Origin of the sequence: Blautia sp. DFI.6.71 (genome assembly GCF_020593585.1) — a bacterium.
Classification (GTDB): domain Bacteria; phylum Bacillota; class Clostridia; order Lachnospirales; family Lachnospiraceae; genus Blautia_A; species Blautia_A wexlerae.
The window spans coordinates 1-18,753 of record NZ_JAJDMJ010000064.1 but is presented as its reverse complement, the minus strand read 5'-3'; the positions used below and the strand labels follow the sequence as shown (position 1 = coordinate 18,753).

12 protein-coding genes are annotated in these 18,753 nt (G+C 34.5%); 1 reads left to right on the top strand and 11 read right to left on the bottom strand.

Features of this window, described 5'->3' with window-relative positions:
* Positions 1–110: 110 nt before the first annotated feature.
* The 11 genes from LJE12_RS17500 to LJE12_RS17450 form a co-directional block, all read right to left on the bottom strand.
* Entirely contained in the window at positions 111–725 is a 615-nt protein-coding gene (locus LJE12_RS17500) for a TetR/AcrR family transcriptional regulator (protein ID WP_173703147.1), read from the bottom strand.
* A gap of 82 nt (positions 726–807) precedes the next feature.
* Positions 808–1,584, bottom strand: a complete 777-nt coding sequence (locus LJE12_RS17495; RefSeq protein ID WP_173703148.1) for an alpha/beta fold hydrolase — start codon at positions 1,582–1,584, stop codon at positions 808–810.
* The gene (locus LJE12_RS17490; protein ID WP_173703149.1) at positions 1,568–2,647 is read right to left on the bottom strand and encodes an NAD-dependent epimerase/dehydratase family protein; all 1,080 of its coding nucleotides are present in this window, start codon (positions 2,645–2,647) and stop codon (positions 1,568–1,570) included. Before LJE12_RS17490 ends, LJE12_RS17495 begins: the two co-directional genes overlap by 17 nt.
* 78 nt (positions 2,648–2,725) lie before the next feature.
* Entirely contained in the window at positions 2,726–4,399 is a 1,674-nt protein-coding gene (locus tag LJE12_RS17485) for a nickel ABC transporter substrate-binding protein (protein ID WP_173703150.1), read from the bottom strand.
* Between the two features lie 29 nt (positions 4,400–4,428).
* Positions 4,429–5,193, bottom strand: coding sequence for an ABC transporter ATP-binding protein (locus tag LJE12_RS17480; RefSeq protein ID WP_173703151.1), 765 nt, complete (start codon positions 5,191–5,193; stop codon positions 4,429–4,431).
* Positions 5,194–5,970 (bottom strand): ATP-binding cassette domain-containing protein, encoded by a 777-nt coding sequence (locus tag LJE12_RS17475; RefSeq protein WP_173703152.1) that lies wholly within the window; start codon positions 5,968–5,970, stop codon positions 5,194–5,196.
* Entirely contained in the window at positions 5,960–6,778 is an 819-nt protein-coding gene (locus LJE12_RS17470; protein WP_173703153.1) for an ABC transporter permease, read from the bottom strand. Before LJE12_RS17470 ends, LJE12_RS17475 begins: the two co-directional genes overlap by 11 nt.
* Positions 6,775–7,725 carry an ABC transporter permease gene (locus LJE12_RS17465; RefSeq protein WP_173703154.1) on the bottom strand — a complete coding sequence of 317 codons (951 nt, stop codon included), beginning with the start codon at positions 7,723–7,725 and terminating at the stop codon, positions 6,775–6,777. Before LJE12_RS17465 ends, LJE12_RS17470 begins: the two co-directional genes overlap by 4 nt.
* 25 nt (positions 7,726–7,750) lie before the next feature.
* Complete coding sequence (locus LJE12_RS17460) at positions 7,751–13,300, bottom strand: non-ribosomal peptide synthetase (protein ID WP_173703155.1); 5,550 nt, start codon at positions 13,298–13,300, stop codon at positions 7,751–7,753.
* A 32-nt stretch (positions 13,301–13,332) separates the two neighbouring features.
* Positions 13,333–16,761 carry a non-ribosomal peptide synthetase gene (locus tag LJE12_RS17455; protein WP_173703156.1) on the bottom strand — a complete coding sequence of 1,143 codons (3,429 nt, stop codon included), beginning with the start codon at positions 16,759–16,761 and terminating at the stop codon, positions 13,333–13,335.
* A 30-nt stretch (positions 16,762–16,791) separates the two neighbouring features.
* Positions 16,792–17,520, bottom strand: coding sequence for a thioesterase II family protein (locus LJE12_RS17450; RefSeq protein WP_227227108.1), 729 nt, complete (start codon positions 17,518–17,520; stop codon positions 16,792–16,794).
* An 808-nt stretch (positions 17,521–18,328) separates the two neighbouring features.
* Between LJE12_RS17450 and LJE12_RS17445 the strand changes: the two genes are divergently transcribed.
* Positions 18,329–18,727: a TetR/AcrR family transcriptional regulator gene (locus LJE12_RS17445; RefSeq protein ID WP_173703158.1), complete on the top strand. Its 399-nt coding sequence runs from the start codon at positions 18,329–18,331 to the stop codon at positions 18,725–18,727.
* Positions 18,728–18,753: the final 26 nt, after the last annotated feature.

Here is an 18,753-nt window from a genome sequence, read left to right as displayed (position 1 = left end):
GGATTCTATCCTTGTTTTCAATCAAGATTGCGAACTTGTTTCGCAATTACCTATAAATTAACATAATTTGTATGATATTCCCTTTAATAGTACAAATCTATTGAAAGAAATTAAAATAAAAATTTTTCCCATCCACTATTATGAAATAATAAAAGCTTTTTTATATGCTCTCTGGCCTTTTCCCTATCAAATTTATGTCTAACCATTTCAAAGAAACCTTCAAAGAAAGAACGGCTCATCATATGGACAAACTCCTCTGTTATCTTCGGTAAACCCGTCTTTTCAGTTTCTATTGTAGTCATATATTTTAAGGTATATTCTGTCTCCAAAGTTGCAAGTTGTTCAATGAATCCTTCATAATGTGTTCCTTTGGATTTACATATAATAAGATAAAACGCATCAAAATTATCATACACATACTCTAGCAGGCTATTACTTAAATCATTTCCGTTTTCCTTTCTGCTATTAATCTGATCTTCCCTGGTATGTGATGAAAACTCTGTTAAGTTTTTAGCAACTCCATTAATGAAAAATTCTGCTTGTTCTTTCACAAAATACTCAAAAAGGCCTTCTTTATTAGAAAATCGTGTATAAATAGATTTCGCACTTGTATTTGCTTTATCGGCAATTCTTCTTATAGAAGCGTCTAAGTAACCATAGCGCATAAATTCTTCTCTTGCTGCCAATATTATATTATCCGTTGCCTTTTCTACCCATAATGCCATTATTTTTTCCTCCAATCAAAACAGTGTTGCATTTATTATATAATTAACTGCACATCCTGTCTATGGATAAAACTTTTTATGGCTATTTCTCCTGTAGTAAAAGTTGCTTGATCAAACCTGTTATTACATTTGGTTCTTTACTTAATACCTCTGCATGACCTTTGTCTGGAACTTCATATACTTGTGGAGGGTTAATGCATTTCTCCTCTACAAGAGGGATAGAATTTTTTGCATAAATCTCGTTCCCACCCAACATAATTACCACATTCATTCTGATTTTTTCAATGCGTTCCTTTATATCATAATCATATGCTACTAAAAAGGCATGATATAGTGCATCGTATGTAATCTCAGGAAAAATTAATGGTTGTAAGACTTTCACATCATCCTTATTTTCATATCCCATATTTTCTTTTATTGGAGAGATCAAATGTTCCCCTTTTAGCAAATTCAAAAACTGCTGCGCCATAATTACTGAAAATTGTTCTGTCATTTCCCCCATTGACTCGTACTGTCCACTATCTAAAATCAAATGTGAAATTATAAGCTGATTTTTCATAGCGATTTCCAGCGCAATGCTTGCCCCTAATGAGATGCCGTACACAACATCAATCTGAGTGATTCCTTTTTCTTTTATTTCATCTAAAATTTCTGTAGCACTTACAGACACAGAACTCATATATTTAGTTGGCTTACGGCAATGTCCCTCTAATTCCGGAAGCAAAATACAATATTGTCCAGATAATGCCTCTATAATTTCTTTAAAACATGTTTCCCAATAAAAACCGACGCCATGAATCAACATAATTTTAGGATTGCTAATTTTCCCAATAATATGTAATTTAGATTGTTCCTTCATCGTATTTGTCCTCCATATCCATTTTCTCTATGCTTTTTTCTTTGATTTGCAACTCATAATGACTTAGTTTACTTAATAATTCGCGGGGGTTAATTATATCCATCGCATAGTAAATTCCCGGGGATAGGTTCTTTTCTATTATTTGTATTACAGTATGCGCTACAATAATTGCACTCATATTACTACTACAATTACTTGTAACTTCTACACTTTTAGTATGCCTTGCCCCGTTACTCACACCAGTTCCCTCTATTTTCATATAGGTAAACTGCTCGCTATTCCCTACATCCGCTCTGGTCATTGAGACTACTTCTTCTACTAATTTGCGATAACTATTCTTATCATTTTGTGCGCTTACCACGGCTACCTGCATTTTCCTAACAATTTCTGGTTTGAATGAAGCATTATACCAATTGGCCTGCTTTAGTGAATAGTACTTCGCTATTCTTTCAGCCTCTACAGTAAGATAATTTTGAAATTTAAATGGTCTTTTATTAATTATTTCCACTATTTCTGTATTATCTCTTATAAGCCTTCCCTTTTCATAATAATGTAATGCTACGCCAAAACCAGATAGATTTGTCAGAATAAAATCTTCAATTGCCGATTGACTAGGCACTTCATTACTAGCACTTAATCCCAAAATCGTTTCGGGTTGATCAAATGATTCACACAAATATCTCATTAATAAACCGCTCATTCCTGGGAAAAAACCACTAGATAAAACAAAAATACCCATTTTAGAAATATCCGCAATCTGTTCTTCTAAAAATGTCTCTCCTGAAGGATCTATATATGGTTTACCTAATTGTCCAGCAATCCTTGCCACTTTCTCTCCATTCAAGTAAGAAGCTCCCGCACAATTAACAATAATATCACATTCTTGACAAAATCTTTCAATCTCCTCTTTTTTGGCTATATCCACTCTTACATACTTACAATTTCTTTCTGATGCTTTAGGCCTTGAATAGTAGGAAATTAGTAGAGGATAGCTTTCTTTCAAAATTTCTACTGTACGGCTTCCTATTGCACCCGTTCCTCCGAGAATTCCTATCCTTTTCATTTGTTCTCCTTTAGTTTTTTATTGCACCGGATAATACTTATTTCATTAGTCATTATCCGGTTGCAACAGAGTATTTTTCTAATTTAGAATTATATTTTGAACAGATGTATAATTTGCATCTATCGGAAAGGTATAGTCTGCTATCTTATCATTATATACAGCTAACTGATGTGTATAAACCAATGGTGTAGTTAAATTCTGTTCCGCTATAGTCGTTAAAACTGTATTATAAATTTCCTGGACTCTAGCCTCATCAGCAGAAGAATCTAATTCTGCAACTAACTGCGCAATTTCCGGTTGCGATATTCCTATCTGCATAACAATAGGATCCATTGATGTTTCCGGATTAATATTAGTAATTACACTAGCCGGGTCATAATATCCGCCTTGTGTTTTAAAAATTGTCAGTCCATAGTCTCCACTTTGAACTAAAGCATACCAATCCATCATCTGTGCTGATTGCGGCGTCAACTCAATTCCTATCTTTTCTGCCTGGTCACAAATATACACCACGAGATCATCATCTGATGCCGATCCGGTTTGGTACAAAAATGCTGCTGACAATTTATTTCCATCTTTTTCTCGAATCCCATCTCCATCATTATCTTTGTATCCCGCTGCATCTAAAAGTTCGTTAGCAGCTTCAATGTCAAATGATACTATTTCCTGCTCTACATCGCAGTAAGGTAATTCTGCCGAAAAGAATGTATCTGCTTTATCATATAAACCACCATATATGCTTTCCGTAATTGCTTCTTTATCAATAGACGCAGAAAGAGCCTCTCTTACCACTTCGTCCCCAAAAATTTGATTACTCAAATTATATCCTACATAATAGCTTTGTAATGAGTTCTCATCGCTCTTTGCGCTAAAGCCTTCCGTCTGACTCATTTCCTCGAAGCTCTCTGCAGATATGTTCTTAATTCCTGAAATATAATCAATCTCACCATTTTTTAAGGCAAGAATCTTTGCATCATTGTCAGCGATATACTTAATAGAAAAACTGTCTACCTGTGGCGTATTCCCCCAGTAATTAGGATTGCGAACAAAATCCCACGTTTGCCCATCATTACTGCCTTCATACATATAAGGACCTGTTCCATATGTCGCTGTCCTAAAAGATTCTTTTGCTTTCAATTCATCATCAAATTGTTCTGAAGATACAATTCCATACGGATTTGTTAAGCACAACTCTCTCAATGTATTATAATATGGCTGTTTTAAATGCAATTCTACGGTATAATCGTCTATCACAACTGCATCTTCTATGATTGTCGATAATTTTCCATAGCTACCGTTATACTGCCCAAGATTGACCGGCACTGCCAAAATTGATTTAGCTACATCTTCTGCTGTCAAATCTGAGCCATCTGAAAACTTAATACCTTTCTTTAAGTTAAATGTATATGTCTTTCCATCTTCACTGACTTTCCAGTCTTCTGCTAAAACTCCAGATATTTCTCCCTCCTCGGTATATTCCACTAAAGTGTCATAAAAATTTGTAAGATAATAAGTAATATCATACCCCGTAGAACTACTTACTTCTGGAGTTATAATTGTGTAAAAATATTCAAATGTCCAGCTTTCAGCTAAATTTAGATGAACATTTTCCGTTTCCTTTTTATTATTCCTTGTTTCAATATTTTCTGAGCTTTCCTTTGTTTGGTCTGTATCTGTAGTCCCAGCACACGCTGTTAACGATAATGCCATGCTTGCGGCTAATAAAATTGTTGCCATTGTCTTAGTCTTCATCGAAATTTTCCTTTCTTCTTAGTTCTTATCTATAGTATGTCACTTGCTGAAAGTAAGCCCCTGCTATAAACATCTTTAAAAACTGACGGATCTCCCGCAAAAGAAACCGCTTCTATCAGCTTAGAATTTCTCATTACCATAATATAATCTGCCACTACAACGGCAAGTTCCATATCATGCGTAATAAATATCAAAGTAAATCCTACTTTGCTCTGAAGTTCTATAATTTCTTCGATAATTTTCTTACGTAATGGTAAATCGAATCCATTTGTCGCCTCATCAAATATTAAGCATTCCGGTTCGGCTGCTAATGCCCGTGCTATTGCGACCCGTTTTTGTTCACCACCAGATAACTCAGGTGGTAATCTGGTATAATAGCTAAATGGTAAATTACATAATGCCAACAGCTCCTCACATCTTTTCTTTCTGTCGAGTTTAGACATATGAAAAAAGCATTTTAATGGTTCCTCAATAGATTTACCAATTGTCATTTTAGGATCTAATGCTGAAGCTGAGTTCTGTTGAATTATTTGTATTTTTTTAAAATGATTTTTGTTTATCTTTCCTTTTTTACTAAAAACAGGCTCTCCATCTATCAAGACATTACCACTATCTGGTTTTTGAATTCCTGCCACTATTCTAGCTAGGGTTGTTTTTCCTGATCCGGACTCACCTACGATTGCATATCTCCCTCCTCTTTTAAAAGTAACATTAATGGTCGATACTGCCGTAAATTTACTTTTAATAAAATTTCCTTTTGTAAAAGAACAGCTCAGGTCTTTTATCTCTATCATTCATACCACCTTTCTTTCTAAATGACATGAGTTTAAGAGATATTCTGTGTATTTTTCTCTAGGGTTAGATAATACAGTTTTCGTTTCTCCATATTCTACCATTTTACCTTTGTCTAAAATGAATATTTGATTTGAATATGATGCTGCTTTCAAATCATGTGTAACAAACAAAATTGACATTCCTTCTTCACATAAACACCTTAGTTGTTCCATTAATTCTTTGCGATTACACGCATCAATAGCTGTTGTCGCTTCATCAGCCACTAAAATTTTAGGTTTATTAATTAATGCAGCAATTATCATGAGCCTTTGGAGCATTCCCCCAGACATTTCAAATGGATAACCTCTTAAAATCCGTTCCCCATCTTCCAGTCCAAACCTTTGCAACATATCTATAAGAATATCTCGTATATCTCTTTTTGATATTCTTTTTTGATGTTGTAAATAAGTCTTCCTCAATTGCTTTTCTAATTTAATTGATGGGTTAAATGCTGTCATGGGATTTTGTGCAATAAAGCAAATATCTTTTCCATATATCTGCTCTAACATTGTGTGTGACATTTCCAAAAGATTTGTTCTATTATAAAAAATTCCTCCTTTAATCTTGTAAGTAGTTCCAAGGAGTCCCATAATAGCTCTACAAATCGTCGTCTTTCCTGCGCCGGAGCCTCCAACTATAGAAAGCATATTTCCTGGTTTAACCTGAAATGAAATATTCTCTGTTACCGCTCCTCCTTCTGCAAAAGAAATTGTAAGATCCTTTACCTCAAGAGACACGAATCTTGTCCTCCTTTCCAATAATATCTCTCAATCCTTCTCCTAACAAATTAAAGCCTGCGCAGCATACTATTAAGCAAATCCCTGGATAAATAATTAATCCAGGATTTGTATAAATACTATTCCTAGCCTCATTAAGCATCGCTCCCCATTCAGGAGTACCCGCAATAAGTCCCACACCTAAGAATGCAAAACTAGATATTGACATAATAGCTGTTGCTATACCCGTGGTAAAATAAACAATAAATTGTGGTAGTACATTGGGTATCAAATGTCTCACTACAATCTGCAAATCAGAAGCTCCTGAAACCATTGCTGCTTCAATATATTCCTTCCCACATTCTATCTTTGCATATGAACGTGCCATACGTAAAAACCACGTCATCATAGAAATTCCAATAGCAATAATAATGCTCGCTACGGAATTATCCACAGTAGATACTAGCGCCATCGCCACAACTAACAATGGAAATGCCATTAAAATATTGCATATCAATCTTACAATTTCATTAGCAACTCCACCTTTGTAACTTGAATAACAACCTACAAACAAAGCAATTATTGCCAAAAGAACTAGTATTGGTATAGACAATGCCAATGAATAGCGTGCTCCATATATCAACCTTGACAATTCGCATCTCCCCATTTGATCACATCCAAGTGGGTATTCTCTTGATGGTAAAGCATTTTTCATAGAAAGGTCTGTAGCATTCGGATCATTAGGTGCTAAAATTGGTGCAGCAATAGCTAGCAAGACAAATATTCCAATTAAAGCTAATCCTATAATTATCTGTATTTTCTTTTTCACACTATTTCCCTCCTATATGCCGGACAAAGGACACTTGAGATAATGTCAGCCATCGTATTAAAAAGAACAAATAAAATAGCACACACTAAGACTGATCCTGAAATCCCATAAACATCCATACTTTCACAAGATTCCATTAGATACATACCTAAACCATCAATTGAAAATACACTTTCTACCAAAGCTGATGTTCCAAAAAGAGCCGCACAATACTGTGCAAACAGAGTAATAGCTGCCGGCAAAGCATTTTTCAGTACTTCTCCAAAAATAATCTGTGTGTTTGAAAAGCCTCTAGCTCTAGCATATGTAACATAATCACTCTTTAATTCGCTTAATATGGAAGCTCGTAATACTCGTACAGCAATACAAATAATCGGAACTGCCATTGCTACAGACGGGAGTATTAAAGACTTTATACTCCCGTCTGAAATAACATTAAAAATAGGAATCTTAACAGCTAATGCTGTTAACAAAATTAATGCTAACCAAAAACTAGGGACACATATACCTATAATACAAATAATTCGCATTAAATTATCAAAAATACCATTATTACTAATTACAGAAATTGCAGAAAAAATGACCGTAAACAAAACAACCCATAACATCGACATCATAACCATTGTACAAGTAACCGGAATTGTCTCCTTTATATTATCTATTACCGGTTTCCGATTAGTTATTGCTATTCCAAGATCGCCTTTTATCACATCAGATATATAGCTAATGTATCTTTCATGAAATGGTGCATCCAATCCAAGGTCTTCTCTAACTGCTTGGATTTGTTCTTCCGTTGCAAACACATTCTGTTTCCGAACAATCATTTCTGCCGGATCTGTACCAGTAAAAAGTTGCAAGCAAAAGCTTAATGTTACTACCCCAAATACAACCAGCACAACTCCGATTATTTTTTTAACGAGTATATTTTTAAGACTGCTTACGTTCATTCGAACCTCTCACTTTCTAGTTCATTTAGTATATGAAATCTAAAATTTTTGGTAAATTTTTCTTCAAATTATCTCCTACTATACAGTCAAAATGTTGCCCCGAAATAATATCACTTCTGTAATTTCCTATAATGTAGGGCTTCCATATTTCGAAATTTTCCCCGAAAAATTCTTGATAAAAGCTTGCATCTTGCTGTTCGCAGGAGAAAACTCTCACGTTTCCACCATAAGGTCTAGGTTCATGCGTTGCCACGCAGCCAAAGTTCTGTGAAAAAATATTAAATAATGTATTTAACATTTTTCTCTCATGCTCCATTAATTCTGCATCTCGTCTATCAATTGAAGCATATAAATTATTTAAGCGTTCCGATAAAGGTCTGTTTGACAAACGTTTAAATTCTTCCGCAACGTTCTGGAATTCACCGGTCAGATTACACAACGCTTCCGCCGTTATCTCTCCATTTCCTTCAGTCACAATATAATTAATACACTTTTCTAAAGTTTTTTCCGGCGTCGTATAACCAGCTTTATTAACATCTGCATTAATTAATTTTGCGAATGTGCGTTCGAGCAATAGTTCATTTTCAAGACTAGTCCTAAGCGCTTTATAATAAATTTCATCTGGCAAATCACTAAACGTTGTATTCTTCTTTCGCCGCTGCATTGTCGCACTTATCAAGGTAACATCCGACACTTTTAAACCATTCTCTGTTAGAAATTCGGCCGCCTCTAAAGCAATCAGACCTCCAACACAATGACCAATCAATATATAATTAGAATAACCTAAAGCCTTCAAAATTTTCCCATATTTTTTACCAAGCACCTTAAAAGTATCTGCAGTTTCTATTGCCATATATTCAGCTTCATTTCCAAATGAAAACCCTAATACACTTTCATTTTCTTTACAGTCTGCCTCTATACAGGAGAGCAGTTCTGTATATGCTGACAAGGTTCCGGTTCCTGCATGGAAAAGCACTTTTGCCACTGATTGTTCTACTGGATAACTGCTATCTTTTAGCTGAATCAATGAAGGATCAACAAAAGACTCTCGTTCTTTTTGATACCTTTCAATTTTCTCTGCTAATTCTTTAACCGTAGGACTTTGCATCATTTCTGTCAGTAATGCGCTCCATTCCCATTCTTTAGCTTCCGGTATTTCTTCTACAATCTTCCCCACTACCTGGGCAATTAGTAGAGAATCCCCTCCTGCTTCATAAAAATTATCATTTCTTCCTAAACTCTCTAGTTTTAATTCTCTTTTCCATATTCTAGCAATCGCTCTTTCTAATTCATTCTGTGGCATTTCCTGCGTACCTGTATCACTCCGATTAATATTTTCACTACTTTCAAGGAGTTTACGAATTGACGCTATATCCACTTTTTTATTAGTTTCTGTCAAAGGAATTTCTGGAAGAATAAGGATTTCATTCGGAACCATATATGGTGCGAGTACTTCTGATAAATGTTGCTTTATATCTGCTTTTTCAATGCTTTCAAATTCTCCCGCAAACCTTGTAATATAAATAGTCTGTCCCGACAAGTCTAACACGCTCTCTTTTCCCGGGAACTGATATGTAATTTCACCTCCATGCTTTCTAATAATATTTTCCCACTGTTTCCTACTAAAAAATGTTTGTTCTTCATTCGCACGTTCATCTTCAAATCCAGTCAAACCGTCTTTAAATTCCATAGAAGTCAACAGCATATAACTCATTCTAGTTTCCTCTAAAATAATAATAGTTCCCTGTTGCCTTAGCATATTTCTTAAATTAGGAATAACCTCATGAACATTTTTGGAATTATGCAATACGTTAGCACATAATATTATGTCAAAAGAAAAAGCCTCAAATCCCTGTGTAGTAAAGTCTTTATTAATATCAAAAATTCCATATTTGACCCATTTATATTGTCCAAAGTTTTTTTGTGCATTATTTAAAAAGAATGTAGACAAATCGGTAAAATAATATTCTACATTAAACTCTGTAAGTTTCGGTATTATATCTACCGTTGTCCCTCCAACTCCAGCACCTACTTCCAAAATGCGTACTTTCTTTTCTGGATTTTCCTTATATGCCCTTTTACATAAATATACGATTTCTTCTTCTGCGATTTTATTATGCATCCTATTTATTTTATTATCATGATACGCTGCCATCGCAGGTGTTACATCTCCTTTAGGGAACAAAATATTTAATGGATTTTCATTTCCTTTAATCATTTCTGGTAACAGTTCACTAGAAACCTTTAAATACTCAAAAAATTCCTTACTATAATGAAACTGCTCCTCAATTATCGCAAATTCCCTCCACACTTTTTCTGTGTTCGGTTCATATGCAAATTTCTGAAGCCTATAACGATCTTCTGCTTTAGTAAGAATTCCTTCTTCCGCCAAAACTTTTAGCCATCTTTTTGTTAATTTGTAGAGTTTTTCCGGTATTCCTATCTTTTCTACAATTTCTTCGAATTTATATTCTTTTGATTTCTCTGTAAAAATACCGTTAACTTTAAATATGTTAAAAATATCATTGATAACAACCTGTTCAGACTTTCTTATCCATTCACTAAGCAGCGTTTGGTCAACCTCTTTCTCAAACTTATCGCCAAACTTTTTCAGTATCGAAGTTTCTTCCTTATTTTCTACATGGCCACTCTGACTTTTTTTCTTTCTTGGAGATATAGCCGCACTAATCTTCAGTTCTTCCGAAGGCGTTCCTATTGTTAAAACTGCCGCAGAATGAACTTGTGGATATTCAAGAAGCGCTGACCTAATTTCTGCCAACTCTATTCTATGTCCATGCACTTTAACCTGTTCATCTCCCGATTCACGTCCACCGAACATAATCTCTCCATCGCTTCTATAATGTCCCCTGTCTCCTGTCCGGTAAATTCTTTCCCCTGTAGTCGGCAAATGTACATATTTCTTATTTGTAAGTTCTTCATCATTCAAATACCCTTGGGAAAGTCCCATTCCCGCTATGTATAAATTTCCTTCGACATAATCTGGGCATTCTCTCAAATTCTCATCTAACACAAAAAATTTTTGGTTTGCCATAGGTTGACCATACGGTATAGCAATTGGGAATACCTCTCCTCTCTTAACAATATACCGGATAGACCAAATACCACCTTCTGTTGCTCCTCCTTGATTAACTACTACTGCATTTGGAAAAATTGCATTAATACGTTCTGGTAAATTCTTAGGTGGCCAATCTCCTGACATTATAAACAATCGTGCATACTCTGATTTCTTCATGTTCTCTACTGATTCGGCATATCCAACAATCATCTGAAGTTGTGCTGGTACAGCATTTATAATACTTATTCTGTGAAGCACTATTAAGTCATATAAATACTTAGGATTCTTTAATCCGTTAGATTCGGGTAATACTAGGGTTCCCGCCACTAGAAAACTACCAAATATATCGGCTACCGATAAATCAAATGACAAATTCGCGAGTCCTAAAAAGACATCTTTCTCTGTAATTGAGTGCGTCGAAACAACATCGTAAATTGTATTTATCGCAGCTCTATGTGACATAATAACACCTTTAGGTTCCCCTGTAGTGCCAGATGTAAATATAATATATGCTGCTCTGTCATACTCTCTGTCTGTTTGATAATCCAAAGGAAGCTCTTCATCAGGACGAAGTTCCATAAGGTTATAATTCTTGCATACTCTCTGCATTTCTTCATCTTTCGTATCTGATAAAAGAATTTTTATATTTGCCGAATTAATAATTTTCTTTTTCCTTACATTAGGTTGATTAACGTCAATTGGTACATATGTCGCTCGTAGCAACAACGTTGCAATGACGGCAGAAATTTGCCATTCATTTTTATCAATATTAATTCCAACACAGTCACCTTTCACAATACCATTGGTTCTTAATAGCTTCACAACAGAAAATACATATTTTGATAACTCTTTATATGTAAATTCTCCTCCAGAAGTAATCAAAGCTGTCTTATTCGGATACTCTCTAACGGCTCGTAAAAATCCATCTTCCATCATCTGTATTTTAAATGGTCTTTCCGTATCATTTATCTTCTTTCTGATTTGAATTGTATTCTCTGGTAAAGAAAGGGGGAATCTTTCTTTTAAAATATCAGTTCTTTTTTCTATAATAGAAGAAATCAGCTTTATAAAACACTCAAACATATCCTCTATTACATTATTCAAAAATACCCCTTCCCTAATATCCCAGTTTATTTTAGCCCCGCCTTTTTCATCCGCTACCTGACAATCAATATAGACTTGTGGCGTCTGACTAATCCTATATTGTATATTCCATTTTTTCGTTGCATCATCTTCTCCAGCAAGTCCTACGGTACTTGTAAAAACTACTGGCATAATAGTATTTTTCTTTCGCTCTTTTGTAAGTTTTCTTAATACCTCAACACCAGAAAAAGCACTATTTTCCAAATCTTTCCACAAATCTTGTTGTATTTTCTTCCCTCTTTCAATAAAGGCTTTTGTATAATCCATTTCAATAGAAAGAACGTCTACTTCCGTAAAGTCGCCTACGATAGTATCTATATCCGAAATAATTCTTGGTCTATTAAAAATAGTCGTATTAATACAAAATTTTTTATTTTGAGACCACATCGAAATAACTTCTGCCAGCGCAGTTAATACTAATGTTGAAGATGTTATATTATACTCTTGTGCAACTTCACAGAAATTTTTCCATTCTTTTTCTGATATAAATAACTCTTTTTGCAAAAAACGATGTCCCGACAAACCACTCGTTCTAATAATCGGTAATTCTGGAGCATCTCCCATTACCTTTATTTTTTCTTCCCAATACTCTAGTGCTGCTTCTCGTTCCTTTGTCTTTTTATTTCTTTGTTTATCCTGATATATTAAAATATCTCTATACAGACTTGTTTCTTTCACTTCCATATCTGGTTTTCTGTATAATTTTTCCAAATCGTTTAAAATAATATTCATACTAAGAAAATCAGCTACTAACATGTCTAAAGAAAAATGAATAACGCTTCTTTCATTTTCAATAGAAAGTCCCAAATCAAACATCGGCCATATACCTAACTCATACTGTTTATTCGATAATTCTTCTCTTAATTCTACCCTTTTTCTTTTTCCTATCTCCTCATCTTTTCGCAAATCAATGAAAATAATATCTTGTTCTGGAACTTCTTCCTGGACAATTTGATAACCAACATCATAAATAATAGCACGGAGCATATCGTGTTTTTGAATTACCCGATTCCATGCCTTCCTTAACTGTTCTAAATCTAAAATCTCGTCAAAGACCATTTCAAGATATGCATGGCATCCTACCCCGCCTAATTCATAGGCCTCATTACGCCCCATAACATATGAGTTTTGAATATCTGTTAATCTAAACTTTTCATATCTTTCTGCCAAATTTACTTCATATTCAACTTTTTGTTCGTTTAAATATTCAATAAGCTCAACCTTATTTTGTACTAATATCTCTCTTATTTCATCTGTCATCTTACCCTTGGGTGCCTTATACTTTAATTTATCTTCCTCCGCCCAAAGAATAATTCCTTCCATTGTAAGGTTCCTAATAATTTCACTAATGTTCATAAGTATTTTTCTCCTAAAATATTATTTCCACTCTAAATTACTTCTACTTCTGTTTCTTCTTCCATTTCTTCAATAGCCTTTGCTAATTCTTTTAAAGTAGGAAAAGTGTATAGTAAACCAGTTGATACATTAACTGGAATGCTAATCATTTTCTCAATTTCAGTTACAATAGTAACTGCTTTTAAACTATCGCCTCCTAATCTAAAATAGTTATCATTTCTTGATATTTTTTCTTGTTTTAGAACTCTCTTCCAAAGTTCTGATAATTTCCTTTCCCATTCTGTTTTTGGTAAAATGCAATCATTTTTTATATATGATTCCTGCAATTTATGAATCATTTGCTTTTTATCCGGTTTTCCATTTCTCATTTGCGGAATCTCTTTTGAAAAATAATACTTTTCTGGAATCATATATGATGGAAGATGCTTTTCAAGTTCTTGTTTCACTATATCAACGTCTAGCTGTGACTCCACAACAAGGTATGCTGCTAACTGTTTTTCTTCCTTGTCAATAATGCAAACAAATGCCGCTAAAACATATGGGATTTTTTTCAAAGCCTGTTCGATTTCTCCTAGTTCTATCCTATATCCTTTTATCTTTACCTGATTATCCATTCTTCCTAAAAAATTTAAGATTCCATTTTTCCCAAAAGCTCCTCTATCTCCCGTTTTGTACCATCTAATCACATCTTGCACAAATTTCTGATAAGTAAGTTGCTCATCACCACAATATCCTTTTGCTACTCCTGCACCTCCTATCCATAGTTCTCCTGGTACATAGTCAGGGCATAATCTTTCAAATTTATCAACAACTTTATACACTTGCTTCTTTAATGGGAATCCATACGGAATAGTTTCCCATTCTTCTGGTATACTATCAGTTGTTATCAAAATATAATTTGACCATATACCCCCTTCCGTTGCTCCTCCCATTATTAATAGCATTACATTTTGAGTTAATTTTAAAAGTCTCATTAAAAGTGTACGAAAAACCCAGTCACCCGAAAGCATTACTGCTTTTAGGAAAGATAACGCCACAAACCGTTTACTTTTTTCCGCCATAGTTATACACATATCTAATTGTATGGGAGTAGAATTCCATAGTGTAACACGATATTTCTCCATAAGTTCTAGCCAAACGTCCGGACTCCTATATGTTTCTTCATCTAAAACTACAAGTCTACCACCTTGTCCTAAAAGAGCAAACAAATCAAATACAGACAAATCAAAATCTATTGCCGAAACCATTAACAACGTATCCGATGAACTCACATGGATTTTCTCAACTACATCATCTATCGTATTTTTCGCAGCTGCATGACTCTCCTCAACTCCTTTAGGATCCCCAGTACTCCCAGAGGTCATGATTACATATGCACTGTCGCGCGGAGATCTTAACACTGGTTCTAAATTTTCTATTCTTTCACCAATTTCATCTGTATATATATAAGATAATCCCTCCTCATTCAAGCAGCACCTATCAAAAGTGTCTCTATTAGTTACAAATACTTTGACTCCAACTTTGCTACATATTTGTCGTCTTCTATTGGCTGGTTGATTTATTCCTATTGGAACGTATACGCCACCTGCTATAAGAATACCCAAAATCGCATATATTTGTTCCACCCCTCTAGGTAATACTATGCCTACATAGTCACCCGGGGCAATTCCATTTTGAATTAATTGTCCCGCTATTTGTCCACTTTTTCTGTACAACGCCTCATAAGAAATTGTTTTCCCAGAACTTCCTTCAATAAGTGCAACTCTTTCAGGTCGTTTCTTTACCCACTGAATATAATCTGAATAAAGCAATTTCGAAGAACACTCTAGTGGTAATATATCCATAACTTCTTTCTGCCGTTGCCTTTTCTGTCTTTCCGGCATGACATCCACAATATCCTGCCATGCTTTCCTCTCTTTTAACGAACTTAATAGTTTAACATAGGCCTCGAACATATCGTCCAGCAATCGTTCCGGAAACAATTCCTCAACTGCATCCCAACACAATATCAAATCTTCATCTTTAACATATATCTGAAAATCCAACCACACCTGCGGTGTTTGCGAAACCATATAACTTATATCTCCAAACATCTTTCTTGATAATTCCGTTTCCAATGGAGTATCTACATTACACGCAAACACTACAGGAGCCACCTGTCCAGAACCCCCTGTTTTTTTATGGATTTCTCTTTCTATTGCAACAGCGGAATAACTGCTATGTTCAACATTTTCAAGAAATGTCTTATGTACCCTTTTGATTGTATCTTGAAATACTTCTCCTTTTCGTCTCTTAAACTCCAGCAAAAGTAAATTCGTAAAATCTGCAATCATCTCTTGAACATCTGCATTTTTTACTTCTCTATTAAACAGCGGAATATTAATCAAAAAGGAATCCTGGTTACACCACCGTTCAAGAACCAATACATAGCAAGCAAGAAGCACCATCGAAGGTGTCGTTTCCTTTTCCGCACAAATTTTCTTAATCTGTTTCCATTCGCTACCATTGACAATTTTCTTTCTGCGTTTAAACTTCGGAAAGTCAATCGTTTCCGGCCGCTTTTTCAACGGTAATTTAGGTGTTAATTCCTCAAGATCTGCTATTTTTTTATCCCAAAACTCTTTGTCCTCAGTCTTTAAAATTTCTCCAACTTTTTTCTCTGTTAAATATTCACGGAAAGTATATGAAACATCATTCGAAAACACCTTGCCATTGTAAGCTTCCGCCAAGTCTCTAATCAAAATACTTAGACTTAATACATCCGCTACTAACAAATCAATATCCAAAATCATTCTATGTCTCTTTTTAGGAAGTTTTACCAATGTTAACCCCGCTACTTCTCCCTTTTCAATATCTAGTTTACGATGTGATATACTATTTCTTATAGATATTAATTCACGCTCTATTACTTCTTTCGACTGTCCTTGCAAATCATATATGTTTGCCTTAGCAGAATATGGATGTGTTAAAATTTTCTGTTTTCCGGTCTTTGAAAAACTAGCCCTAAGCATTGGATGATGATATTGGATGTTTTTCCATGCCTCATTTAATTTATCTAAGTCTATGTTATATCCTTCAAATTCAATATATGCATGGCACCCCACGCCACCTAATGGTTGATTTTCATCTCTGCCACTCCAATATGCATACTGAACATCCGTAAGCTCAAATTCTTCATTTTTATCGTCTAAATGCAAGTTGCTTTTCTCACTACTCACACTTATTTCAGCTTCATCAATCATAGAAAACCATCGCGACAAAATTGGTTCTAAGGCCAGTTTCGAAAACGGAATACGCATTCCAAATTTTCTCAACTGATTTGAAATCTGCATAGTTATGATTGAGGTCAATCCGCTATGCATTAAATTTTCTTTTTCTTTTATCTCATTTACTCCTAAAGAATCTTTTAAATAGTCATGCAGAAATATCTTAGCTTCCTTTTTTAATAATTTTTTGTCCATTTTATTCTCCATTTTTATCTAATCTAAAATTTATTTTACAAATTCTTTCACTGCCTCTATCGTTGCTTTACGGTTTGTATTCACAAACATATGCGCACCTGAGATATATTTATAACTAAATTTTCCAGTCGTATATTCGCCCCATTTCAATAGCTCCTGCAGTGTCAGTTCCGGATCTTCCGTACCCATCAAAGCTAAAATAGGACTATCTATTTTTTTCACATCATTCTTCTTATATGTTTCATCCATTTTAAAATCAGCTCTCAACATTGACATAAAAAATTTTAACAGATTCTTATTCTCTAATATTATCTTTGGTGTTCCTTCAAATCTGGCAACTTCCTTAGTAAATTCAGAATCATTCAAATAGTGTATCGGTTTTTTTTCACGAAAACATGGCGCTTTTCCTGCTGAAACAATAACTCCAGCTGGTTGATACGGATATTGACTCTCTTTAAGCAACAACGCTAATTCATATACTACCTTAGTTCCTAAGCTATGCCCAAATAAATAATATGGCTGACCGTTTGAAATGTGTGGTTGTATAGCATAAAAAATTTCTCTGGTTAAAATATCTATATTATCAATGGGAGACTCTTTAATCCGTTCTTCTTTTCCTGGATAATGCGCAGGTTGAATTTCTATATTTTTGAACTCTTTCTGCCAATCCTTAAATGCTGATGCACCTCCACCTGCAAATGGAAATATAAAAATTTTAGGCTTTTTCCCCTCTTTGTATTCAAAATACTTACCAGACATAAAATCTCCCTTCTAGGTTAGTTTTTACTAACTTTCATATATTATATCACTATCGCAACAGTGTTGCAACAGGTTTTGATAGTTTATTTTTATGCAATATGTAAGATTACAATACATGCATTGTAAATATGACACATGATATGAGTTTTCGTCTATCGCCTATCCGATGTGCTAAATATTACGGCGTTTCTAGTACCACACAGGCGCGAATATGTCTACTGTTGAAAAGCGCTTCTTAAATAATTCCTAGAGTTCTCTCCGCAACTGCTCTATCCCCTTACTTATCTTAGCCAGCATACCCCAGAGGAACCAACACTTATTTCCGATATGTAACCTTACAGTCCGCTTTCTAAGTCAAACTCTGCCAGAAAGATTATCCCCGCTCCGGCTTACACCACTTGCGAAACCTTCCCAATCCAAAATATTCTCCTTTCTACCCGCAAATGACCTATCCCGGGCAATAAGTTCAAATCGCTGTAAAATTCGTTCCAATTTCCTGCTTGGTAGACTATGCTGAAATCCAAAAACTTTATCAATATACTATATAGCACTATATGAAAGCTTTTAAGGAACATAACACCTATCTATCTTTCAAAATCAAAAATGATTTATTTTTCACTGCTGGAATTATCAAACATTTTAGTACGGATTCTAAACATTCTCCTTTTTTTACGCCACTTCATTTCCCCCTACAAATATGTTAATAAACTATGAATCTTTCTCTTCTTTATATTGACACTCTTTTCTTTTTGGGATATTTTATATATTATTTACTATATTATATTTTATACAAAGTGAGGTCAGGATAATGAAATCGCAACACAGTTCCACTAAAAATCAACTTCTTTCTGTTGCTAAGGCTCTTTTTTTTAAAGATGGATTTGAAAATACAACAGTAAGAATAATTTGCGAAACCTCTGGACTTACAACAGGGAGTTTTTATTATTACTTTGAAAGCAAGCATGCTCTCTTTTCTTCTATCGTTTCAGAAACAGCTAACTTACTTGAAAACGATATCTTAATTCTATTGCAACAACGACTATCTGATGCTATAAATAAATTTGAATATTCCGCCAAAATATCAAATATTTTATTTCCCCAAAAAACCGAAGTTCTTTTACTATGTTCTCACGCTCAAGGTAGTTCTTATCAGAATTTTTCTAAAGAATATGTAAATAAACTAGTACTGCATCCGGTTAGTTTCTAAACTATAACCGGATACAACCTGGCCAA